This window comes from Kibdelosporangium persicum (assembly GCF_013280595.1).
GTDB classification, from domain to species: domain Bacteria; phylum Actinomycetota; class Actinomycetes; order Mycobacteriales; family Pseudonocardiaceae; genus Kibdelosporangium; species Kibdelosporangium persicum.
Genome location: NZ_JAAATY010000001.1, coordinates 870,902 through 892,660, shown reverse-complemented (window position 1 = coordinate 892,660; position 21,759 = coordinate 870,902). Strand labels below are relative to the sequence as shown.

At 69.2% G+C, this 21,759-nt stretch carries 21 protein-coding genes; 12 read left to right on the top strand and 9 right to left on the bottom strand.

Annotated elements, in window-relative coordinates:
- The first annotated feature begins 44 nt into the window (after nucleotides 1-44).
- Nucleotides 45-890, top strand: coding sequence for a DUF8832 domain-containing protein (locus GC106_RS04095; protein WP_217279952.1), 846 nt, complete (start codon nucleotides 45-47; stop codon nucleotides 888-890).
- Here the strand turns inward: GC106_RS04095 and GC106_RS04090 are convergent.
- Entirely contained in the window at nucleotides 887-1,387 is a 501-nt protein-coding gene (locus tag GC106_RS04090; protein ID WP_312872397.1) for an amino-acid N-acetyltransferase, read from the bottom strand. The genes GC106_RS04095 and GC106_RS04090 overlap by 4 nt on opposite strands.
- Before the next feature lie 163 nt (nucleotides 1,388-1,550).
- Between GC106_RS04090 and rimO the strand changes: the two genes are divergently transcribed.
- The 7 genes from rimO to GC106_RS04055 all read left to right on the top strand — a co-directional run bounded on the left by rimO (nucleotide 1,551) and on the right by GC106_RS04055 (nucleotide 8,082).
- Nucleotides 1,551-2,912, top strand: a complete 1,362-nt coding sequence (rimO, locus tag GC106_RS04085; protein ID WP_173124719.1) for a 30S ribosomal protein S12 methylthiotransferase RimO — start codon at nucleotides 1,551-1,553, stop codon at nucleotides 2,910-2,912.
- Nucleotides 2,909-3,559, top strand: a complete 651-nt coding sequence (pgsA, locus tag GC106_RS04080) for a CDP-diacylglycerol--glycerol-3-phosphate 3-phosphatidyltransferase (RefSeq protein ID WP_173124407.1) — start codon at nucleotides 2,909-2,911, stop codon at nucleotides 3,557-3,559. Before rimO ends, pgsA begins: the two co-directional genes overlap by 4 nt.
- A gap of 47 nt (nucleotides 3,560-3,606) precedes the next feature.
- Entirely contained in the window at nucleotides 3,607-4,059 is a 453-nt protein-coding gene (locus tag GC106_RS04075) for a CinA family protein (protein ID WP_173124717.1), read from the top strand.
- Nucleotides 4,060-4,181: 122 nt separating this feature from the next.
- Nucleotides 4,182-4,712, top strand: a complete 531-nt coding sequence (locus GC106_RS04070) for a helix-turn-helix domain-containing protein (protein WP_173124405.1) — start codon at nucleotides 4,182-4,184, stop codon at nucleotides 4,710-4,712.
- 255 nt (nucleotides 4,713-4,967) lie between these two features.
- The gene (locus GC106_RS04065) at nucleotides 4,968-5,810 is read left to right on the top strand and encodes a PspA/IM30 family protein (RefSeq protein WP_173124403.1); all 843 of its coding nucleotides are present in this window, start codon (nucleotides 4,968-4,970) and stop codon (nucleotides 5,808-5,810) included.
- A 48-nt stretch (nucleotides 5,811-5,858) separates the two neighbouring features.
- Nucleotides 5,859-6,614: a phage shock envelope stress response protein PspM gene (pspM, locus tag GC106_RS04060; protein ID WP_173124401.1), complete on the top strand. Its 756-nt coding sequence runs from the start codon at nucleotides 5,859-5,861 to the stop codon at nucleotides 6,612-6,614.
- A gap of 196 nt (nucleotides 6,615-6,810) precedes the next feature.
- On the top strand, nucleotides 6,811-8,082 hold the full coding sequence (locus tag GC106_RS04055; RefSeq protein ID WP_173124399.1) for a uracil-xanthine permease family protein: 1,272 nt from the start codon (nucleotides 6,811-6,813) through the stop codon (nucleotides 8,080-8,082).
- Nucleotides 8,083-8,126: 44 nt separating this feature from the next.
- On the opposite strand, the gene GC106_RS04050 is transcribed toward GC106_RS04055, so the two are convergent.
- The 3 genes from GC106_RS04050 to GC106_RS04040 form a co-directional block, all read right to left on the bottom strand.
- Nucleotides 8,127-9,155, bottom strand: a complete 1,029-nt coding sequence (locus GC106_RS04050) for a quinone-dependent dihydroorotate dehydrogenase (RefSeq protein WP_312872395.1) — start codon at nucleotides 9,153-9,155, stop codon at nucleotides 8,127-8,129.
- A gap of 590 nt (nucleotides 9,156-9,745) precedes the next feature.
- A complete protein-coding gene (locus tag GC106_RS04045) occupies nucleotides 9,746-10,534 on the bottom strand; it encodes a DNA-formamidopyrimidine glycosylase family protein (RefSeq protein WP_173124397.1) in 789 nt (262 codons plus the stop codon).
- Nucleotides 10,527-11,375: a ParA family protein gene (locus GC106_RS04040; protein ID WP_173124395.1), complete on the bottom strand. Its 849-nt coding sequence runs from the start codon at nucleotides 11,373-11,375 to the stop codon at nucleotides 10,527-10,529. Before GC106_RS04040 ends, GC106_RS04045 begins: the two co-directional genes overlap by 8 nt.
- A gap of 82 nt (nucleotides 11,376-11,457) precedes the next feature.
- On the opposite strand from GC106_RS04040, the gene GC106_RS04035 reads away from it, so the two are divergent.
- Complete coding sequence (locus tag GC106_RS04035; RefSeq protein ID WP_173124393.1) at nucleotides 11,458-12,177, top strand: class I SAM-dependent methyltransferase; 720 nt, start codon at nucleotides 11,458-11,460, stop codon at nucleotides 12,175-12,177.
- Here GC106_RS04035 and GC106_RS04030 read toward each other — a convergent pair.
- Nucleotides 12,174-12,500 carry a YidH family protein gene (locus GC106_RS04030; RefSeq protein WP_217279950.1) on the bottom strand — a complete coding sequence of 109 codons (327 nt, stop codon included), beginning with the start codon at nucleotides 12,498-12,500 and terminating at the stop codon, nucleotides 12,174-12,176. The two genes, GC106_RS04035 and GC106_RS04030, sit on opposite strands and share 4 nt — an antisense overlap.
- On the bottom strand, nucleotides 12,497-12,850 hold the full coding sequence (locus tag GC106_RS04025; protein WP_173124391.1) for a YidH family protein: 354 nt from the start codon (nucleotides 12,848-12,850) through the stop codon (nucleotides 12,497-12,499). The genes GC106_RS04030 and GC106_RS04025 overlap by 4 nt, the downstream gene beginning before the upstream one ends.
- Before the next feature lie 209 nt (nucleotides 12,851-13,059).
- Here GC106_RS04025 and GC106_RS04020 point away from each other — a divergent pair, with 209 nt between their 5' ends.
- From GC106_RS04020 to GC106_RS04010, 3 genes are all read left to right on the top strand, one after another.
- On the top strand, nucleotides 13,060-14,343 hold the full coding sequence (locus GC106_RS04020) for a DNA polymerase IV (protein WP_173124389.1): 1,284 nt from the start codon (nucleotides 13,060-13,062) through the stop codon (nucleotides 14,341-14,343).
- Nucleotides 14,344-14,523: 180 nt separating this feature from the next.
- Nucleotides 14,524-15,147: a DUF742 domain-containing protein gene (locus GC106_RS49200; protein WP_173124387.1), complete on the top strand. Its 624-nt coding sequence runs from the start codon at nucleotides 14,524-14,526 to the stop codon at nucleotides 15,145-15,147.
- 412 nt (nucleotides 15,148-15,559) lie between these two features.
- Nucleotides 15,560-15,955, top strand: coding sequence for an SCO2097 family morphological protein (locus GC106_RS04010; RefSeq protein ID WP_173124385.1), 396 nt, complete (start codon nucleotides 15,560-15,562; stop codon nucleotides 15,953-15,955).
- Nucleotides 15,956-16,272: 317 nt separating this feature from the next.
- Here GC106_RS04010 and GC106_RS04005 read toward each other — a convergent pair whose 3' ends face one another.
- The 3 genes from GC106_RS04005 to GC106_RS03995 are packed head-to-tail and all read right to left on the bottom strand — an operon-like array spanning nucleotide 16,273 to nucleotide 21,238.
- Nucleotides 16,273-18,834, bottom strand: a complete 2,562-nt coding sequence (locus GC106_RS04005) for a transglutaminase TgpA family protein (protein WP_246364630.1) — start codon at nucleotides 18,832-18,834, stop codon at nucleotides 16,273-16,275.
- On the bottom strand, nucleotides 18,834-20,099 hold the full coding sequence (locus tag GC106_RS04000) for a DUF58 domain-containing protein (RefSeq protein WP_173124383.1): 1,266 nt from the start codon (nucleotides 20,097-20,099) through the stop codon (nucleotides 18,834-18,836). Before GC106_RS04000 ends, GC106_RS04005 begins: the two co-directional genes overlap by 1 nt.
- Before the next feature lie 2 nt (nucleotides 20,100-20,101).
- Nucleotides 20,102-21,238, bottom strand: coding sequence for an AAA family ATPase (locus GC106_RS03995; RefSeq protein WP_173124381.1), 1,137 nt, complete (start codon nucleotides 21,236-21,238; stop codon nucleotides 20,102-20,104).
- Between the last annotated feature and the right edge of the window lie 521 nt (nucleotides 21,239-21,759).

The following is a 21,759-nucleotide window of genomic DNA, read 5'->3' as shown; positions in this document are numbered from 1 at the left end:
CCCTCCGCCGGACCGGCGTTCGCTCTCGTCGTTAGGGGATCTCGTTGCGGCAACTGCACTGGGCCACCAGAACAGGTCTGATCGTCCTGGTACTCCTGGTCTCCGGCGTCGTCGGCTATGTGGTGACACGGCCTTCGCCTGTCGTGCACCACGTTCCGGCGCCGGTCGCGCCGCACAGCGACGGACTGTCCGACACCCAGGACGGTTTCCGCTTCCACCCGCTCACCGTGCCGCAGGCCCGGGGTACCGACCTGCCGATCGCGTTCCAGATCATCGGACCGTCCGGCAGGCCGGAGACCTCGTTCCCGGAGAACCAGACCAAGCAGCTGCACTTCTTCGTGGTCCGCGACGACATGCAGTCCTACCAACACGTTCACCCGGAGCTGCGCGGAGACACCTGGCACACAACGGCTTCGGTGCCCGACGGCGGTGCCTACCGGATGTACGTCGAGTTCGTCGGCCGTGACCCGTCGCACCCCATCGTGCTCGGCTCGGCGTTCATCATCCCCGGCGACACCACGTTCGTGCCGCTGCCTGAACCGGCGGCGGTCTCCGCCGTCGACGGTTTCGTGGTGACCCGACCGGACGGCGTGGCCAAGCCGCCGGTCGGGAAACCGTCGACGATCCGGCTGCGCATCACGGACGCGTCCGGCGCGCCGGTGACGTCCCCCGAGGAACACCTGGGCGCCTACGGACACCTGACCGGGTTCAACGCGATCCTGCACTCGGTCACGCACCTGCACCCGTCGCAACGCGTCGGAACGGCCCTGCCGGACGGGGAGCTGACGTTCCAGGCCGCCTTCGCCGAACGCGGCGAGCACCGGCTGTTCCTGGAGTTCCGGGTCGGCGGGGTGGTCCGGACCGCGGCCTTCACCGTGTTCGTGACCTAGAGTTCCAGCACCATCCGGCTGTTGCCGAGGGTGTTGGGCTTCACGTAGGGCAGGTCCAGGAACTCCGCGACACCCTGGTCGAGCGAGCGGCGCATCTCCTCGTACACCTCGGGGCTGACCGGCGTGCCCTCGATCTGGTGGAACCCGTGCCGCTCGAAGAACCGGACCTCGAAGGTCAACGCGAACAACCGGGACACGCCCAGTTCCTTCGCCGTCGCGATCAGCCGCTCGAGCAACGCGTGCCCGATGCCGTATCCCAGGGCCTGCGGCAGCACGGCGATCGTGCGGATCTCGGCGATGTCCTCCCAGAGCACGTGCAGCGCGCCGCAGCCGACCAGCTCGCCGTCCTGTTCGGCCACCCAGAACTCCTGGATGTCCTCGTACAGCGTGACCAGCTGCTTGGTCAGCAGGACCTTGCCCGCGTACCGGTCGATGATCGTCTTCATCGCCCGGACATCCGTGGTGCGGGCGCGCCGCACAACCGTCGTGTCGTTCACCTGACCAACCAAGTTGTCCTTGCCGATTCCCCTCAATCTAGCCCTCAGCTTCGTGAACTGCCCCATCGTCACGACACCGGCGCCCGCACTGTGGTCGGAGTCATGCCACCCGGGCGGTTACCCTGATTCGGTGTCTTCACCCATCGCGAAGCGGCGCGTCGCCATGTTCACCCTCGGTTGTGCCCGTAACGAGGTCGACTCCGAGGAGCTAGCCGGGCGCCTGGTCGGCAGCGGCTGGGAGCTGGCCGAGGCGGACGACGCCGAGGTGATCGTGGTGAACACCTGCGGCTTCGTCGAACAGGCCAAGAAGGACTCGGTGGACACGCTGCTGGCCGCGGCCGACACCGGCGCCAAGGTGGTGGCGGTCGGGTGCATGGCCGAGCGCTACGGCAAGGAGCTCGCCGACAGCATGCCGGAGGCGTCCGCCGTCCTGGGCTTCGACGAGTACCCCGAGCTGGCCGCGCGGCTGGACGAGGTGGTGCACGGCAAACAGATCGAGTCGCACGTGCCGGTCGACCGCCGCACGCTGCTGCCGATCAGCCCGGTGCGGCGGCAGGAGAGCGAAGTGGCCGTGCCCGGCCACGGCTGGGGCCCGCGGGTCATGCGGACCCGGCTGGACGACGCGCCGGTCGCCGCGCTGAAGATCGCGTCCGGCTGTGACCGGCGGTGCACGTTCTGCGCCATCCCGTCGTTCCGTGGCGCGTTCGTGTCCCGGACGCCCGACGAGATCGTCGCCGAGGCACGGTGGCTGGCCGAGCACGGCGCCCGCGAGCTGTTCCTGGTCAGCGAGAACTCCACTTCGTACGGCAAGGACCTCGGCCGGGGCATGGACCACCTGGAGAGGCTGCTGCCCAGGCTGGCCGCGGTCGACGGGATCAAACGGGTCCGCGTGTCGTACCTGCAGCCCGCCGAGACCCGTCCGGCGCTGGTCGAGACGATCGCCACGACACCGGGCGTGGCCGACTACTTCGACCTGTCCTTCCAGCACGGCAGCGGCAAGGTGCTGCGCCGGATGCGCCGGTTCGGCGACTGCGACAGCTTCCTCAAGCTGACCGGGCAGATCCGGGCGCTGTCGCCCAACGCGGGCATCCGGACCAACGTGATCGTCGGCTTCCCCGGCGAGACCGAAGAGGACCTGCGGGAACTCGAACGGTTCCTGATCGGCGCGCGGATGGACGCCGTCGGCGTGTTCGGCTACTCCGACGAGGAGGGCACCGAGGCCGCGGGCTTCGACGACAAACACGACGAGGACACGGTCGCCGAACGCGTCTCGCGGATCTCCGCTCTGGTCGAGCAGCTGACCATGGAACGCGCCGAGGACCGTGTCGGCGACGAGGTCGTGGTCATGGTCGAGCAGGCAGACGACGAGGTGATCGGGCGTGCCGCCCATCAGGCCCCCGAGGTCGACGGCGAATGCGTGATCGAGGACGGCGACGGTCTCGCCGTCGGTGACTTCGTGCGATGCCGTGTCGAAGGCGCTGAGGGCGTGGACCTGATCGTCCGTGCCCTCGAGGTCCTCCCGTGAGCACCGCGCCCGCCGATCCGTCGCACGAGACGCACGCGCCGCCGCCTCCAGCTGCGGAGGTTGTCCCCGTGCGACCAGTGCCGTTGGTGAACGTCGCCAACATCCTCACCGTGAGCCGGTTGATCCTGGTCCCGGTGTTCCTGATCGCCCTGTTCACCGACAGCGGCGACTCCTTCGGCTGGCGGCTGACCGCGACGATCGTCTTCGCGGTGGCGTCGTTCACCGACCAGCTCGACGGCTGGCTGGCCCGCAAGCACGGCCTGGTCACCGACTTCGGCAAGATCGCCGACCCGATCGCCGACAAGGCGCTCACCGGCGCCGCCCTGTTCGGCCTGAGCATCCTCGGCGAACTGCCGTGGTGGGTGACCATCGTGATCGCCGCCCGGGAGATCGGCGTGACCCTGCTGCGCTTCTGGGTGATCCGGTACGGCGTGATCCCGGCCAGCCCGGGCGGCAAGGCCAAGACACTCGCCCAGATCATCGCGATCGGGTTCTTCCTCGCGCCGTTGCCCGCGTTCTTCGACGTGGTCAACTGGGTGCTGATGGGCCTCGCGGTCGGGCTGACCGTCGTGACCGGACTCGACTACGTGGTCCGGGCCTTCCGGCTGCGGGCCAAGGGCATCCGGGCGCGGCGAGCGGCACAGTGAACGTCCTGGCGTCGGCGCTCGGCCTGTCCGAGGACAAGCTCGTCGCGGTGATCGCCGGCTTACGGGACCGTCACGAAACGGTCGCCACGGCCGAGTCGCTCACCGCGGGCCTGCTCACCGCCGTGCTCACGACCGTGCCGGGCTCCAGCGCCGTCGTGCGTGGCGGTTTCGTGGTCTACGCGACCGACCTCAAATGGGGCCTCGCCGGGGTCGACCCTGACTTGCTCGCCGCTCGCGGGGCGGTCGACCCGGACGTGGCCGGCCAGCTGGCGGCCGGCGCACGTGACCGGTGCGCGGCCACCTGGGGGATCGGGCTGACCGGAGTGGCCGGTCCCGACCCGCAGGACGGCGTCGCGCCGGGCACCGTCCACCTCGGCCTGGCGGGTCCCACGGGCGTGAACGTGGCGACGATCACTGTTGCCGGTGATCGGCACGAAGTCCGTGCGGCGAGCGTCCGCGAGGCGGTTGACCTGCTGTCCGGCCGGGGGACGGCACCCTGACGGGGGAACATTCCACCACGCTGAGTCGTTCGCCCTTGGCGTACGGCGTGTCAACTCGGTGCGTGATGTCGTCCAGTCTCGGTAACGTTGTCGGCACGGGCCCGCCGGTGAAGGGAGGCGCGATGAGTGTGCTGTTGCGTGAGGCGATCGGTGATCGGCTCCGTCATGCCCGCACGATCCAGCGCCGCACGCTGCGCGAGGTCTCTCGGACCGCGCGGGTGAGCCTCGGGTATCTCTCCGAGGTGGAGCGTGGGCAGAAGGAGGCGTCCAGCGAGTTGCTGGCCGCGATCTGCGACGCGCTCGAGCTGCCGCTGCCGGAGCTGCTCTACAACGTCGCCAACGACATGAGCGGCCTCGACCCGGAGAAGCTGCTGGAGTCGGCCCAGTTGGAGTCGGCGCAGTTGGAGCCGGGCCAGTCCGAGCAGCCCGCTTCGAAGGAGCCCGCCACCTCGGGCGGCGGCGCCGGCGAGGCGAGCATGTCCGCGGCCGGGCTGGACGGCGGTTCGCTGGGCGTGCCGGACGAGCTGCTGGGTGCCGGTGACATCGGACTGGACACCGTGGTCGGCGAGACCCTGTCCGACCTGCGGATCCAGCCCGCGTTGTCGCACCGCATCGGTCCGGACATCGCCAGGGCGAGCGTGTTCGCCGCATAACAGGACGATCACGAGAGCCGGCCGGGATTCCCGGCCGGCTCTCGCTGTCTGATCGATTGCCGCAAACCGCGGTTACGGGTGCCGTGGGCGGGATAAGTTCGGTAGGGGGAGGCTCGGATAACGATCAGGGCCATCCCTGATTTACCCCTGGGCCCGGTGGAACGACAATCGCGCACCTGACACGATGGAACCCGGACAGGTACCCGGGTCGTTGCCTGTGGGCAGCCGTAGTACGCAAGAAGGCAGGCGGAGGAGATGGCCAACCCTTTTGTGAAGTTCTGGAAGTATCTCATGGCGTCGTTCTCGTCCAAGATCGACGAGCACGCCGACCCGAAGGTACAGATCCAGCAGGCCATCGAGGAGGCGCAGCGCCAGCACCAGGCCCTCTCGCAGCAGGCCGCCGCTGTGATCGGCAACCAGCGTCAGCTGGAGATGAAGCTCAACCGCCAGCTCGGTGAGGTGGAGAAGCTGCAGGCCTCGGCCCGGCAGGCGCTCGTGCTCGCCGACGAGGCGCGGGCCAAGGGCGACGACGCCAAGGCCACCCAGTTCGAGCAGGCCGCGCAGTCCTTCGCGACCCAGCTGGTCACCGCCGAGCAGGGCATCGAGGACCTCAAGACGTTGCACGACCAGTCGCTGCAGGCGGCCGCGCAGGCCAAGCAGGCGGTCGAGCGCAACGCGATGGTGCTGCAGCAGAAGCTCGCCGAGCGGACCAAGCTGCTCAGCCAGCTCGAGCAGGCCAAGATGCAGGAGCAGGTCTCCAAGTCGCTCAACCAGATGAGCGAGCTGGCCGCGCCCGGCAACACGCCGTCGCTGGAGGAGGTCCGCGACAAGATCGAGAAGCGGTACACCACCGCCCTCGGTGCGGCCGAGCTGGCGCAGAACTCGGTGCAGGGCCGGATGATGGAGGTCCAGGCGTCCACCACGGAGATGGCCGGCCAGTCCCGGCTGGAGCAGATCCGCGCCTCGATGGCCGGTGGCTCCAAGCAGGTGACCAGCGGCCAGCAGCAGGGAGCGGCGGCGGCGCCCGCGGCCAACATTCAGGCCGAGATCCAGCAGCGGGTGGCGCAGGAACAGCGGGCGAACCCGCAGGGCAACTGACCGACCAGAAGGATGTGACCGGTGGACAGGCCGCGTAGAGGCGATTTCGTGGAACTTCGCCAGCTGGTGGAGAAGCAGCTACGCGGCCCGGTCGCCGACCAGGTGCGCGCCCATCTGGCCCGCTACACCGACCCGGCGGCCAAACACGAGCGCAGGAAAAAACGCGCCGCCGCGGCGATGTGGATCTTCATCTTCCTCGGCCTGCTGCTCGGCGTGGTCGGCGCGGTGATCGCGACCGGGACGGCGGGCTTCGAGGCCCTGCTGGCCGGCGCGGTGATCGGCGTCTTCGCGCTGGGTTCGCTGGCTCTCGGCGTCCGTTCCGGCGGTCGCCTCCGCCGTCTGAACAAGGCACCGGTTCCCACCGCGGTTCCCACCGCCCTTCCCCCGGCCCGGTCGGCCGCCCGCGAACCCATGGAACGCCTGGCCGACGCCGAACGCGTGCTGGCCGACTTACTCCGCCAGCTCAGCTCGCCCCGAAGCACCGTCCCCGCGGACTCCGTCGAACAGGCCCGCGCCACCGGCGCCGAAGCCGCCAGTGCCCTGCGCGAGGTCGCCGCCGAACTCCAGGCCGTCGAACGCGCCCGCGACATGGCCCCAGCCGCCGACCGCGCAGCCCTGTCCGACGGTGTCGTGCGGCTCCGTGCCCAACTCGACGAGGGCCTCGAAGGCTACGGCGCCCTCATCGCCGCCGCCGGCCGCCTCGTCGCCGCCAGCTCCTCCGGCGGCCCGGACAACTACGCCCTCACCGACGCCACCGACCGCCTGCACGGCCTGGCAGTGGCCCTGCGCGAGATCTTCCCCTGACGACCGTCACCGCTTGACCAGCGCACCCCTCGTGAGTGTTTATCGGTGTTCTAACCCTGATAAACACTCACGAGGTGGCATCTTGGGGCCAGGTCGTTACGGCAAACGTGTGATAACAGGAGGGTCACATAGCATCGTCGGCTACCTGACGTGGCAGGATTCCCGCAAGGTTCAGCGGGGAAGGGACTCGACGGTGATGCTGTGGTCCGTACACGGCGATGGACGCCGGGTACGCGACGGTGAGCTGATCGGCGCCCGCGAGCGACTCAGCTGGCCGGTGATGGCCGGGTTCGGCGCGCAACACGTCGCCGCGATGATCAGCGCGACGATCCTCGTCCCGGCCGCCGTCGGGCTGCCGCCGACGACCACTCTGCTGTTCTCCGGCGTCGGCACGATCGTCTTCCTCGTCATCACCCGTAACCGCGTGCCCGGCTACCTGGGCTCGTCCTTCGCGTTCATGGCGCCGCTCATCGCGGCCAAGCAACACGGGGTCGCGGCGCAGCTGGGTGCGGTCGTCGTGGCGGGCGGCATCCTGATCGTGTTCGGCATCGCCGTGAAGGCGCTGGGCGTGCGCCTGCTGGAATCGGTCCTGCCGCCGGTCGTGACCGGCGGGCTCGTGCTGCTGATCGGGCTGAGCATGGCGCCGCACGCCGTCCGCCCGTTCGAGGCCCAGCCGGGGATCGGCGCGATCACGATCGGCGTCATCCTGTTGTGCCTCGTGCTGGCACGCGGATTGCTGGCCCGGCTGTCTGTGCTGGTCGGCGTGGCTGTCGGCTGGTTCGTCGCGATCGTGACCGGGCGGATCGAGCCGGCGAAGATCGACGCGTTGATCAACGCGCCGTGGGTCGGCGTGCCGCAGTTCCACACTCCCGAACTGCTGCCGTCGGTGATGGTCCTGTCGGTGCCCGTTGTCCTGGTGCTGGTGGCCGAGATCGTGGCACACGTCAAGGCGGTCTCGGCGATCAGCGGGCAGGATCTGGACCCGAGCATCGGTGACGCACTGATCGCCAACGGCATCTCCACGGCACTCGCCGGTGGCCTCGGCGGCACGGGGACCACGGCTTATCCGGCGAACACCGGCCTCATGGCCGCGACGAAGGTCCTGTCCACGGCGGCGTGCGCGATGGCCGCGGTCTGTGCTGTGCTGCTGGCGTTCGTTCCCAAGGTCGCCGCGCTGATCGACACCATGCCGCCCGGCGTGGTCGGCGGACTGGGCATCGGCCTGTTCGGGTTGCTCGGCATGCTGGGCGTGCGGATCTGGTCGCAGGCCAAGGTGGACCTGGCCAGTCCGGTCACGCTGATGATCGCCGGTGCCGCGGTGCTGGCCGGGGTCGGCGACCTGACCGTCTCGATCTGGGGCTTGGAGCTGCACGGTGTCGCGTGGGGCTCGGTCGTGATCGTGGTCCTCTATCCGGTAGTACGGCGGCTGAGGGCACGACGGGACAACCAAGGACCGAAGTTCACCTGATCGTATGATCGGGCCACGAACGGGTGAACTTTCCGCACGTACGGTCACCTACGCGACTGGCTGATCCGGCGCACCAGACCAGGGCCGCGATAGATGAATCCGGTGTACAGCTGGACCAGGCTCGCGCCCGCGTCGAACATCCGCGCCGCGTCGTCCGTGTCGAGAATTCCGCCGACGCCGATGACCGGCAGCTGTCCATCGGTCTGCTTGTGCACGAACGACACCACTTCACGAGCCCGCACGGTCAACGGCCGCCCGCTGAGCCCGCCTGCCTCACCGGCCAGGTGCTGGTCGGTGGGCGCCAGCCCGTCCCGGCTGAGGGTCGTGTTCGTCGCCATCACGCCGCTGACACCGTGTTCGTCGCAGACCTCGAGGACTTCCCCGATCGCGTCGTCGGTCAGGTCCGGCGCGATCTTCACCAGCAGCGGCCTCGGCTTCGACCTGTCCCGTTCGGCCAATGCCCTGCACTCCAACGTCAGTTCGGCGAGCAGTTCGCTCAGCGCCTTGCGGTCCTGCAGGCCACGCAGCCCAGGAGTGTTGGGAGAACTGACGTTCACGGCGAAGTAGTCGCCGTACGGGTAGAGCGCGCGCAACGACTTCCGGTAGTCCTCGACGGCCTGCTCGACCGGCACGACCTTGGACTTGCCGATGCTGATCCCCAACGGCACCTGGGGTTTGCGGCCCGCGGCCAGCCGCAGGGCCAGGGCTTCGGCGCCCGCGTTGTTGAAGCCCATCCGGTTGATCACGGCTTCGCTGTCCGGCAACCGGAACAGCCTCGGCTTGGGATTGCCCGGCTGCGCGATCGCGGTGACCGTACCGACTTCGACGAACCCGAACCCCAACGCGGGCCAGGCATGCAGCGCGGCGCCGTCCTTGTCCATCCCGGCGGCCAGCCCCACCGGGTTGGGGAACCGCACACCGAACACCGTCACCGGCGCCTCGACGCTCAGCACGCGCCCCAACGGCGCGAGCACCGGCGCCGCCTTCGCGAGGATCGCGGTGGTCCGGTGGTGCGCGACCTCCGCGTCCCCGCCGCCGAACCGGAAAAGCGCCCGTCGAATCAGCTTGTACACGCCTACATGCTGCCTTGCGGACCCCGCGATCGCCGAATCGCCTCAGCCAAGCCTCTGAGGTGCCCGAACGCCCAGCCCTGGCAAGAGGAATCGACGCCCAGCGCGAAGAGAGATACACACCACAACAGCCGCATGACCGGCCAGAGACAGAATTACGCCACACCAGCGTCAGACATGCCCCCACCACTCCCGGGGGGCGACCCCGAGCCCAGTCTACCGGCGATAAGGCCTGGTCACAGGGGTTACTGGCGGGTTGCGGACAACTGGATTCGCGAACGGACCGTTCGTACGGCAAGGCCCGGACAGGGAAAGAGCCCCCGGGGCGACTCCTTGTGCTGAGCACAAGGTCCGGGATTGGACGTTCCCGGAAACCCCGAGGGCCGGTGGCTGCTGTGGATTCGCCGACCACACGCCCGCGTCACGGCGCTGGATGACCAGCGTCTGCCGTGTTCGCCGGCCGGCTGAGCCTGATGGTGGTCCTTAGCGGACAGCCACCTCACGTGTCCTGTTGGTATACAACTTTGGACCACCTCCTCTCTCGTGTACATCCAACTTATGCCGAGAGGCCGGGTCCGCGCCAATGTATTTCCCTAGCGCCGCTGGCACACGGGGCAGTACCAGGTCGTGCGCGCCTCCACCCCGCTGCCCTGGCCGGCCGCCATGATCCGGCCGCCGCACTTGAGGCAGCCGCGCCGGGCCTGTCCGTACACCCACAGTTCCCGTCCGTGCACAGTGGACCCGGTCGTGCTGCGCCGCGAGTTCAAAGCGTTGCGCAGCAACACTTCCCGGCTCAACGACACCGCCCGTGAGACATCTACTTCGGACACGGGTGCCCACGGCGACACGCCGAGCATGAAGCAAACCTCTGCCTTGTAGACGTTTCCGATGCCGGCCATCACCCGCTGGTCCAGTAGTGCCTCGCCGATCTCGCGGGCCGGATCCGCCGCGAGTGCGCGTTCGGCGCGCTCCGCGTGCTCGTCTGTCCACGATGGATCGAGCAGGTCCGGCCCGAGGTGCCCGACGAGCGTGGATTCCTTGTCAGTAGCCAACAACGCCATGTCGTGCAGGCGTACGCCGATCGCCTCGGCCGCCTTGTGGGCGAGGATGGCGCGCACGTGGTACGCGGGTGCGCGCCACCGAGCGCCGGGACGGTGGACGTGCCACGAGCCGTCCATCCGTAGGTGGTTGTGCAGGCTCAGGTCGCGGTCGAAGCGGATGAAGATGTGCTTGCCGACGGTCCGTACGTTGAGCACGGTGCGGTCGGCGAGATCGGTGGTCGACAGACGAGGGTGACGTAGTTCACCACGGGTCAGTACATGACCGGCCAGCGCTTGCGTGAGCTTGCGACCGGCCTGATAGACGGTGTCTCCCTCAGGCATCTGCCGCTTCGTCGTTGTCGTCCTCAGGCCACGCGAATTGGTGGTGCCTGCCGCGTCGTCCGGACCGCAACACGCGTGCCAGTACGAGGTTGAACGCCAGCGCGACCTCACGAGCGCCGGGCGTGCCCCATTGGTGGATGGGCATGCACGCGCCTTGTGCCTGTTGCACCGCGAGACGGTCTGGCAAAGCCACAGGCAGTACGAGGGAACCGAAGTGCTCTCGCAGTTCCTGGATGCGGAACTGGTGCTCGTAGGACCGTGGCCGCACGCGGTTGACCACGACACCTAAGGTGGTCAGTTCGGCGTTGTACTGCTCACGGGTCTCCGCGATGGCGTCGAACGCACGCTGTGCGCCGGACACCGCGTACAAGGTCGGCTCCGTCACGAGCAGGGCGCCGCCCGCGGCGACGAGCGCCGAACGGGTCAGCCGTCCGAGCGACGGCGGGCAGTCCAGGAGCACCAGCTCGTACGGCAGTTCGCCGTCCTCGATGAACTTGTTGACCTCCTGTAACGCGCGGCCGAGGTTGCCGAGCCGCCGGGCACCCGGATTGGGATGGTTGAGCTCCTCGACTTCCTCGGAGCCCACCAGCACGTCCACCCCCTCACCCCACGCGCTGGCCGCGATGGCTTCGCGGACCACCGGCAACCGGGGGCTCTCCAGCACGTTGGCCAGAGTCGTCCCGGTCTCCTCGGGGTCCAGCGTCGCGGTGGCGTTGCACTGCGGGTCGAGGTCGACAACCAGGGTCCGTGCGCCACGCCGCAAGGCGGCCGACGCCAGGCCGAGCACTACCGTCGTTTTGCCGACACCGCCCTTGAGGCTCAGTACTGCGACCGTCTGCACTCGTGGAAGCCTACGGTCTGAGGACCGTCGCCGTCTCGGGTCCCGTCCACCAACGTCATGACCACCGTTTAGGGTTTCGAACATGCGACCAGATGCCGTCCGCCGCGTGCTCCACGCCGAGCTGGCAGCAGTGCGTGAACGCCGCGCAGGCGAGCCGCCGCGCGTGCTGGATGTGGGCGGCGGCAGCGGCGTGTGGGCCGTTCCGCTCGCCGCCTCGGGCTGCGCCGTGACCGTGGTCGACCCGAGCCCGAACGCACTGGCCACGCTGAACCGGCGGGCCAAGGACGCGGGCGTTGTCGACTCGATCACGGCGCTGCAGGGCGACAGCGACGCCCTTGGCCAGCTGGTGCCCGCCGGGTCGGTCGATCTCGTGCTCGGGCACGGCCTGCTTGAGGTCGTCGACGACCCCAAGACCACGATCGCGGCGATGGCCGAGGCCACCACCCCGGGCGGGCTCGTGTCGGTGCTCGTCGCGAACCGCTACGCCGCAGTCCTGCACCGCGCGATCTCCGGCCGTCTGGTCGACGCCCGCAGGCTGCTGGACGACCCGGCCGGGCAGCTGGCCGAGGAGACCCTGTCGCGCCGGTACGACATCCCGGGGCTGACCCAGCTGCTGATCGACGGTGGCTTGAAGGTCGAGCTGGTCCAGGGACACGGCGTCGTCTCCGACCTGGTCCCCGGTTCGGTGCTGGAGAGCAACCCGGGCGCCGCGGAGGCGCTCGCCCAGTTGGAGCTCGCCGCGGCGACCACGTCACCGCTGCTGGACGTCGCCGCACGGCTGCATGCCGTGGGCCGTCGCTAGCGCTCCAGCACCACGTAGACGAACCCGAGCGCGCCTGTCAGTGCCGTGATGACAGTCAAGGTCAGCGGGAGAAGACCGTCAGGCAAACGTTTGCCCGCTACCAGGCTCGCTTCGCTCGTGCGGTAACGGCGCCACGCCAGCCACAGCGCCATCAGCGCCAACGGGACCACGACGGCTCCCAACCCGAGCGCGAGCGGCAGGCTGTGGTGCGCGGCGAACCGGAACGCGACCAACGCCACGACGACCAGCGACAGGCACGTCCGCATCCAGGCCAGTGCGGTCCGCTCGACCTGCAGGCCGGGGTCCCACGGCTGACGCTTCACCGGCTGAGCACCAGGATCGCGGCCAGCACGCCGGTGATCGCCAGGCCGATGCCCAGAATCGCGGCCATCCAGGGGGAGGGCAGCGGCTCGCCCAGGCGCATCGCCCGCTCGCAGGCGATCCAGTGCTGCAGCGCGCTCAGGCTGCACGCGATCCCCGTGGCCAGCAGAGCGACGGCGACGGCCAGATCCAGGGCGTTGCCAGCCGGGCCGAGCGCCGCGAAGCCCACTCCGGCGGCCATCAGGGCGATGGAAGTGCGCAGCCACGCCAGGAACGTGCGCTCGTTGGCGAGCGTGAACCTGGGATCAGGCTCGTCACCGACTTCGTAGACGCTCTTCGGCCACCTGGACATGGACCAGACCGTAACCACCGCCCACGACCCCCTCGTGAGTGGTTATCCGGGTTCTAACCCTGATAAGTACTCACGAGGGGTGAGCTGGGGTTATTCGGCCACGTTGGGCTACCAAGCCTGGCCGGGCGGAGTGAGGACGATCCGGCACTGTCGGTGGGTGGGGATAGCGTGTCCGCGCGGGCGCGAGCACGGACGAAAGGAGGTGATCCATGGGACGCAGCGGTGACTTACCCCGCGGGCTGGTCGATCGGTTCGTCGTGCGGGACGGCGTCGGGCCGGACGACTCGGGCTGTTCGATCCTGCACGTCGACATGGACGCCTTCTACGCCTCGGTCGAGATCCGGGAACGGCCGGAGCTGAAGGACAAGCCCGTGGTCGTCGGCGGGATCGGCAACCGGGGTGTCGTGTCGTCGGCCAACTACATCGCGCGCAAGTACGGCGTGCGGTCGGCGATGCCCACCAGTAGGGCGAGGCGGTTGTGCCCGCACGCGGTGTTCGTGTCGCCGACGTTCGGGCTGTACCAGGAGGTGTCCAGAGGCGTGCTGGGCATCTTCCGGGACATCACGCCCCTGGTCGAACCGCTGAGCCTGGACGAGGCGTTCCTGGACGTCTCCGGTGCGCTGCGGCGGATGGGCATGACCTCCGGCCGGATCGGGCAGCTGATCCGCGAACGGGTCGAGGCCGAGCACGGGATCACGTGCTCGGTCGGGGTGGCGCCGACCAAGTTCGTGGCCAAGCTGGCGTCCGGGCTGTGCAAGCCGGACGGGATGCTCGTCGTGCCCAAGGCGTCGGTGCTGGAGTTCCTGCACCCGCTGCCGGTGTCCGCGTTGTGGGGCGTCGGCAAGAAGACCGCGGAGCGGCTGGCCGACGTCGGGCTCGAGCGGGTCGCGGACGTGGCGGCGGCACCGTTGCCCCGGCTGCGCAGGATCATCGGCAACGCGCTCGCCGAGCACTTGCACCCGCTCGCGCACGGGTACGACGACCGTGCGGTGGAGCCCGAGTCGGTCGACAAGTCCGTCGGCGCCGAGGAGACGTTCGAGGTCGATCACTGGGACCGTGAGCTGCTCAAGCGCGAGCTGCTGCGGCTGTCGGAGAAGACGGCCGCCGCCCTGCGCGGCCGCGGGCTGCGCGGCCGGACGGTGTCGATCAAGGTGCGGTTCGCCGACTTCACCACGATCACCCGGTCGCGGACGTTGCTCGTGCCGACCGATGTGACGCGGGAGATCTTCAAGGTCGCCTGCCAGTTGCTGGCCGAGCAGACGCCGCCGGGCGCGGTCCGGCTGATCGGCGTGCGGATGGAACAACTGACGCAGGACAGCGGCGAGCAGTTGCTGCTCGACGCGCCGGAGAGCGGCTGGCGGGAAGCCGACCAGGCCGCCGACCGCGCGCGGGCGAAGTTCGGCCATGCCGCCATCCGGCCCGCCTCGTTGCTCCGGCAGGCCCCCGACCGTTCCGGCGAGACCGAGCCGCGGCCGGACCGCACGCCGGGCTGATCAGGCGTTTTCCTCCGAATGCGCACTGTTCGCGGTTTGTCATATTTATCACCCGGATGGCGCAGCCGCGATTTCGGTAACTGGGATAAAACGCCGGCGAAACAGTGGCGTTACCCCCGGCGCGGCGATTGTGGTTAACGTTTTGGCCTCTTCTTCAGATGAACCTTCTGGGAATCCGCCGTGGGGGACGTGACATACGTGGCCGGTTCTGAACGGCGAAGCAAGTCCGAGGTCGGGCGCACCGGGGCGCGCTTCGGCCACGTGCCCGCCAGCCGGGGGCGCGCTGAGGAGGAGAAGTGGGGTGAGCCCGCCGTGCCCACGGCGAAGCCAGGCACTGGCCGGACAGGTGCTCGGTTCGGTGTCCCCGGACCACAGCCGCCGCCGCCCAGGGTGCCACCACCAGCGCAGATCCCGCAGCAGGCGACCCAATGGCCGGAGCCGGGGTGGACCGAGGTCGACCGCACCCGTTCGATAGTCCGGCCGTACGCGTGGACCGGCGGGCGGACCGAGACCGCGTACGACCTTCCGCTGGAAGCGCTGATCTCCACCAATCGCGCCACCCTGGCGCGTAATGGTCCGCAAATGACCCATGACCACCGTTCGGTCGCCGAGCTCTGCCTGTCGGCCAGATCGGTCGCCGAGGTCGCGGCATTGTTGTCGTTACCGCTCGGAGTCGCCCGGGTCGTTCTCGGTGATATGGCGTCGGCGGGCATGGTCGTCGTGCACCGCGCGAAGTCGTCGGCGGGTGAGGAACCCGATCTGGCGATGATGGAAAGGGTCCTGACAGGACTCAGAAATCTCTGACGCGGGGGTTTTGAGGACAATTCGTCGCGGGAGCCGTGCGCCCAAGCCGCGGTGACCGGAGTGCCGGCCGCGTGCCGGGAGTCACTTGAGCAAATTGACAGGTTTCACCCAGGAGAAGGGCACCGGCGACCTAGCGGACACGTATGGTCACCGACCGTCATCCATGCAGGACATGCCGCATCCGGCGCTCCCGAACACCGCGCTGACTGCGCCGAACGCGTGTTCCTGTCCGGCGGGCATCGTCGTCTGAGTCGCGATCTCTTGGCAAGACCCGGCGGCAGAGTGCAGGATCGGGTAGTCGAGCAGGCGCGGGGCTCGTATCCTTGAGGTGACGCCCCAGGGATGGGGCGCCCGCCGGGTACGGCGGCCGCAATCGCCCGGCGCCCGTGAGAGCTGTGCCGGAGGAGGAAAGATGCCACTCTCCGAGCACGAGCAGCGACTGCTCGATCAAATCGAGCGCGCGCTCTATGCCGAAGACCCCAAGTTTGCTTCCACTGTGCGCGGTGCGCGCCTGAGGCGTCCGTCGCGCAGGCGGCGGGTCCAGGGTGCAGCGCTGTTCGTGGTTGGTGTCGCCCTGCTGGTGCTGGGTGTCGTCGTGCAAGAGTTCTGGTTTTGGGGATTCCCTGCCGTCAGCCTGCTCGGCTTCCTAGTCATGTTCTTCGGCGCGCTGATCACCCTGACCGCCATCCGGCGTGGCGGTGATGGCGCGACTCAGGCCGACGGCGACGGCAAGAGTCGCCCCGCCGGCCGGAGTTCCTTCTCCCAACGAATGGAGGAGCGCTTCCGCAAGCGCTTCGAGCAAGACTGAATCACGGCGTCCTGAGGGCCACCGCGCGGCAGAACCACGCCACGGGTGGTTCTCACGCATGCGCGCGTCGGGGCAGGTTCGTGCGGGAGAACGGTCGCAGAGCATGAGCAGGCTCCGTGGTGAGCCGGCAACGGCGCGCGGCCTCCGGCCCCCGGAATCCAGCGTACCGAGGAGGGCCGACAGGAACGGGCGCGTGAAGATCCACTGCGGCGAGCTGTCCACAGGCGCTGGATCTGCGGCGGGCACGATCCGGGGCCGTGACGCGAAAAAGGCGCGGCCAAGGCCGAAGCCCTGACCGCGCCTTCTCCGCTACGGACCTACGTCGTGGAAGATGCGGGTTCGAACGTGGTGCCGGAGGCGTCGTCGGACCGCTTCTTCCGGGGTTTGCGGGGATTCATCACCGAGCGGGGCCAGAACTTGGCCCGGAACGACAGCGGCGCGTTGCGGTTCATGCTCGCGCGGACGTGTTCCACGGCCGTCGGCAGTTCTGGGCCGGGTGCGCTGCCTCCGCCGTACCACGAGCGCTCGAGGATCGACACCACTGTGCGGAGGCCCTCTTTGCCTTCGTCGTCCAGGGAGTGCTCGCGGACCAGCCGCCGGGCGGTCATCCGGATCGTGTCGGTCTCGGGTGCGCTCGCACCGCGGTCCCACGACTCGGCCATCAGTTCGTCCCACGCCGCCACCGGGGCTTCGGACGTTCCGCCCGAGACCACCTGCAGACGATCACGTCGTCGCCAGTAGCGAGTCAGTGCGGGGAAGAGGAACAGGCCGATCAGGGCAAGCGGTACGGCCAGCCACCAGCTCACGATCGCGACCGCGAACACGGCCGCCAGCAACCACAGCACGCTCGCGATGGTGACCAGAATCGTTCTCTGACGGCGTTTCGTCGCGGTGAGCGACGCCCCTGTCAAACCGAGCCCGGCGACACCGAGGCCGGTCAGCAACAGCAGCGAAAGCACTGTCGCACCGCCTGCCAGGGCACCGCTGGTGTATCCGGCCCAGGAGGACTCGTCGTCCTGCGGGGTCGTGCCCGGGTCTGTCTGCGTCGGGTCGTTGTCGGGCGCTTGGGGCACCGCGCTGTTCTCGGTCGTCTCCGACGTGGACGTGCTCGAGGGTTCGTCGGCCGGCAGCCGGGGGTTGCCCGACGTCTGCGGGTTCATGTACGGCGGGGTGTAGCCACGGCCGTCGTTCAGCGGCGTCGGGTCGACGGTGATCCAGCCGTACTCCGGGAAGAAGACCTCGACCCAGGCGTGCGCGTCCGACGTGGTGATCGAGCGGTAGTCGCCTGCCTGGAAGCCGGACGTGTAGCCGATCGCCACGCGGGCCGGGATTCCCGCCGCACGCACGAGCACCGCCATCGCCGAGGCGTACTGCTCGCAGTAGCCGACCTTGCCGTCGAACAGGAAGTCGACCAGCGCGTCCTGGGTGCTCGCCCTCGCTGTCTCGGTGCGGTACTGGAACCCGTTCTCCGGCGCGAAGTAGTTCTTCAGCGCCAGCACCTTGTCCCACTGGTTCGCCTTGCCCCCGGTCAGGTCACGGGCCAGCGCGGTGATCCGCTGGTCGAGCGGCGGCAGTTCGGTGTACTGCGGGCCGACCTCGCTGCCGGACGCGTTGGGCGACTGGCGCAGCTGCTCGAAAGTCGGCTGGTTCAGGTCCGCCCATTCGACGTACGTGCCGAACTTGCGGGGCTTGCGGGTGTAGACCGCGCCGCTCAGCTCGTCGAACCGGGCGTCGTTCGGCAGGCCTTCGATCAGCCTCGGCGAGCCGTACACCGGCGCCCAGTTGTCCTCGGAGTTCACCGGTTCGATCTCGACCCGGATGTTCTCCCTGCCGGGGCTGCGGCCCGGTTCGAGCGGCAGCTCGGTGTTCAACGGCCGGCCGTTGGGCATGCCGGGCCCGAGGTCCCAGCCCTCGTTCGCCTTGTACGTCTTCAGTGTCGTGGCCCGCAGGTACCGCCGGTCGTCGGACAGCCCGCGGACGCGGAACATCTCCTGGTTGCCCTTCTGGTCCAGCATGCCGCGCAGCCGGGTGAACGCCTTGAGCGAGAACCCGCCGGAGGCGATCCCGCCCGCGCCGACGTTGCCGGGCAGCTGCCCCACTGTGCCGATCGGGGTGAAGATCGCGCCGAGCGCCAGCGCCAGGACCAAAGCCACGGACACGAGCGCAACGGGTGCACCCGCGTTACCACTGGTGCTCGCCGGACGGGGTGAACGGCCACGCCACTGTTGGTGCCGGTGCGTGCCGTCGACGGCGAGCAGCATCGCGTACGAAGCAGCGCCGAGCACGAACGACCACCACGGCAGCATCTCGTCGGCGAGCGAGGCAGGCACCGCGTAGACACAGAGCAGCACGAGACCGCTGGCTGCCGGCGTGCCCGCGGCGACGGCCAGCGAGTCGACGAGGACCGCGACCAACCCGATCGCGATCACGACAAGGCAGAGGATCGGTGTGGTGGGTTCCACCGGTGGAACCCCGGTCTGCACCACCGTGACCGCGTCCCGTAAGACGTCACCGATCTGCCCGACGGCCTTCGGGCCGGGCAGGAACCCGAGAACGCCCTCGCTGGTGAACAGCGCGACGACCAGGCACATCAGCGCGAACAGTTGCGCCAGGCCGATCAGCAGGATGGGGAAACGCAGGGCACGCAGGCCGATGCCGGTGCCCACCACGACGATGATCGCGACGGCGGCGTGGCCCAGCCAGACGCCGCCGTCGATCACGCCGGACAGCGCGGTCGACGCGCACAGCGTCGTGAGCGCGGCGAAGACCGGGGTGACGTTGTTCGACATCGGCTCGGGGCCGCGTTGGATCGTGCGCGGAGGTGGTGGCGGCTGCGCCGGTGGCGCGGGCCGCGCTTCTCGGGCGGGTGTGTAGACCATCAAGACCATCCACTGGCGTGCATCGTGCCGCGGTTCTGACTCGCGCGGCACAGGTTGTTCCAGACCTGGTGCATCGGCACGTCAGGTTTGGCGATGACGGTGCTCCAGCCCGCGCCGTTGAGCAGTGTCGCGGCGCCGTCGGGGTCGAGTGCGGTGGTGTCGCCCTGCGTCGTCCACGCCCGCGTGTCCATCAGGATGGCGAGGCTGCGGCTGGCGCGGGGCCGGTAACGGATCAGCTGGTCGATCGACTCCGGGTCGGCCGAACCGAGGATCGCGACCAGTTCCTGGCCTTGGCCCGGGTCGCCGGCGATGGCGATCTCCTTGTGGTGCGAGGCCTGCAACGCGGCGAGGGAGTCGAGCACGAGGAAGTCGCTGTGGATGCCGTCCGCGCTCTCCGGCGCGATGGGCCTGCCGGTCTCCGACACGAGCCGCACGCGGTGCCCGTTGCGCAGCAGGTGCAACGAGACGCTCGCGGCCATCGAGACCGCCCATTCCATGCTGGACGTCGGACCGCTGCCTTTGTGCGCGTGCTCCCGGTGGTCCAGCAGCACGGTCGTACCGCCGCGCCACGGGCGTTCCTCGACGCGGACCATCATCTCGTCGCGGTGCGCGGTCGAGCGCCAGTGCACCTTGCGCAGGTCGTCGCCTTGGCGGTACGGACGGACAACCGCGTCGTCCTCGCCCTGGCCGGACGACAGCCGGACCGAGCCGTCCTCACCCGCGCCCATCCCGGCACCGCCGGGCATGCCGATCAGCGGCACGACCCGCGGCACGACCACGAGCCGGGTGACGCCGGCGAGTTCCCGGTCGAACTCGGACAAGCCGAACGGATCGGTCACCTTGGCACGTAACGGGCCGAGGTGCTGCACGCCGCGCATCGCCGGTTCGACGGTGTAGCGCAACTGGATGCCGTTGTTACGCGGCAGGTGCTCGATGACGAACCGTGGCCTGCCGCCGAGCGTGTACGGCACGCTGTCCTGGAGCAACAGGCCACCGGTCGGCAGCCGCCCGGTGCTCCACACGTTGAGCGACACCTCGGCCCGGCCACCGACGGGTGTCCGCATCGGGTTGATGTGCCGTTCGGTGTGCAGGCCGACCCGTGACCGGCCGGCCAGGAAGCAGACCAGCAGCGGCATCGCGATCACGAAGACCGACACCCGCAGCAGGTCGCGTTCGTTGAGCACGACCGAGCACAGGGCAGCGGCCAGCCCCGCGGCCAGCAGGCACCGGCCACGTGTGGTCATGCCCGCCAGCGGACCGGCCATCGTTACTGCCTGTTCCCGCGCATGTCGGAGGCCCACTGCGCGGACGGGTCCATGCCCTGCGGCACGGGGACACGCTGCAGAAGCCCGCGGATCATGTCCGCCGGCGACCGGCGGGCGGCCTGCGCTTCCGCGGTGAGGACAAGACGGTGTGCGAGCACGGGTACGGCGACCGCGTGCATGTCGTCCGGAACGACGAAGTCACGGCCCGACAGCGCGGCCTGTGCACGCGCGGCGCGCACGAGGTGCAGCGTCGACCGTGGCGAAGCGCCGAGACGGATCTCCGGCAGCCTGCGAGTCGCGGAGACCAGCTCGACCGCGTACCGCCTGATCTCCGGGGCCATGTGCACGCCGCGCACCGCCTCGACGAGCGCGCGGACCTGCGCGGCGTCCGAGACGGGCTGCAGTGTGGCGAGCGGGTCGTGGCCGGCGTGCTCGTCGACCATCGCCAGCTCGGCGTTCGGGTCCGGGTAACCGATCGACACGCGCGCGGTGAAGCGGTCGCGCTGCGCCTCGGGCAACGCGTACGTGCCCTCCATCTCGATCGGGTTCTGGGTCGCGATCACCATGAACGGCGACTCCAGCCGGTAGGTCTTGCCGTCCACCGTCACCTGGTGCTCTTCCATGCACTCCAGCAACGCGGACTGGGTCTTCGGCGAGGCGCGGTTGATCTCGTCGCCGACCACGATGTTCGAGAACACCGGGCCGGGCCGGAACTCGAAGTTGGTGGTCTGCCGGTTGAAGATGGACACCCCGGTCACGTCGCTGGGCAGCAGGTCGGGGGTGAACTGCAGCCGCGAGACCGAGCAGTCGATGGACTTGGCCAGCGCCTTGGCCAGTGACGTCTTGCCGACCCCGGGCACGTCCTCGACCAGGAGGTGGCCCTCGGCGAGCAACGTGACCAGCGCGATCCGGACCACGTCCGGTTTGCCGACCAGCACGCGCTCGACGTTCGCGGCGATGCGCTGCGCGGTGGCGTGCACCTCGTCGAGCGCCTTGCCCGCGCTCGGCCGCGGCGCCGGGCTGGGGGTGGCCCCGTTGACGGACTGCGCATAGTGGTCGGGCGGCACGGAACCTGAGCCGGCGCCGTTGCCCCCGTACGGGCTCCCAGGCAGCGCGGCAGGCGGGGTAGAAGACGTCACTCGACCTCCTGATGCTCCTCGGTGGTGCTCTCCCAGATCCCACCGATGCGATGCCAGCACCCGGCTCGCCTGATCGGGCGAACAGGGGCGGCACAGCTTGACACGAGTGGTGTCAAACCAGGGCGAAGTCGCCCGGGGTTGTCGTTCTCAGTATCAGTATCCGGCAAGACGCCCTCGACGTGCAGGACAGTTGGCGACAAAGAGCCCTGCTTTCGCCGGCTCCCCGTCTGCTGGACGCGCCCGCGCGGCGGAGGTTGCCGTCATTCTGGATGTTCACGCGGCCGGGGTGGCCGGTCTTGGGCATTCGGACAGCCGATCGACAGGCTTTGGACAGCGGGCGCACGGCATTCGCGCCGGGCATTCGCCGCATGATCAATACCGACGATCACCGTCAGTCATCACCCGAACCGGTCCCGCCGCCGAGGCCGGACCACGGCCTCCCCACCGTCCCCCACCGGCCCGTGAACGCCCACTGTGGACAACTGAACACCTTCTGAACAGCGGATAGGCATCACCGGGGC

Excerpts from the sequence above, each read along its gene's own strand:
- GC106_RS04070 (WP_173124405.1), top strand. The coding sequence starts at position 4,182 with ATGAGTGTGCTGTTGCGTGAGGCGATCGGTGATCGGCTCCGTCATGCC.
- GC106_RS04055 (WP_173124399.1), top strand. The coding sequence starts at position 6,811 with ATGCTGTGGTCCGTACACGGCGATGGACGCCGGGTACGCGACGGTGAG.
- GC106_RS04065 (WP_173124403.1), top strand. The coding sequence starts at position 4,968 with ATGGCCAACCCTTTTGTGAAGTTCTGGAAGTATCTCATGGCGTCGTTC.
- GC106_RS04045 (WP_173124397.1), bottom strand. The coding sequence starts at position 10,534 with ATGCCTGAGGGAGACACCGTCTATCAGGCCGGTCGCAAGCTCACGCAA.
- rimO (WP_173124719.1), top strand. The coding sequence starts at position 1,551 with ATGTTCACCCTCGGTTGTGCCCGTAACGAGGTCGACTCCGAGGAGCTA.
- GC106_RS04020 (WP_173124389.1), top strand. The coding sequence starts at position 13,060 with ATGGGACGCAGCGGTGACTTACCCCGCGGGCTGGTCGATCGGTTCGTC.
- GC106_RS04000 (WP_173124383.1), bottom strand. The coding sequence starts at position 20,099 with ATGGCCGGTCCGCTGGCGGGCATGACCACACGTGGCCGGTGCCTGCTG.
- GC106_RS04010 (WP_173124385.1), top strand. The coding sequence starts at position 15,560 with ATGCCACTCTCCGAGCACGAGCAGCGACTGCTCGATCAAATCGAGCGC.
- GC106_RS04005 (WP_246364630.1), bottom strand. The coding sequence starts at position 18,834 with ATGGTCTACACACCCGCCCGAGAAGCGCGGCCCGCGCCACCGGCGCAG.
- GC106_RS04035 (WP_173124393.1), top strand. The coding sequence starts at position 11,458 with ATGCGACCAGATGCCGTCCGCCGCGTGCTCCACGCCGAGCTGGCAGCA.
- GC106_RS04025 (WP_173124391.1), bottom strand. The coding sequence starts at position 12,850 with ATGTCCAGGTGGCCGAAGAGCGTCTACGAAGTCGGTGACGAGCCTGAT.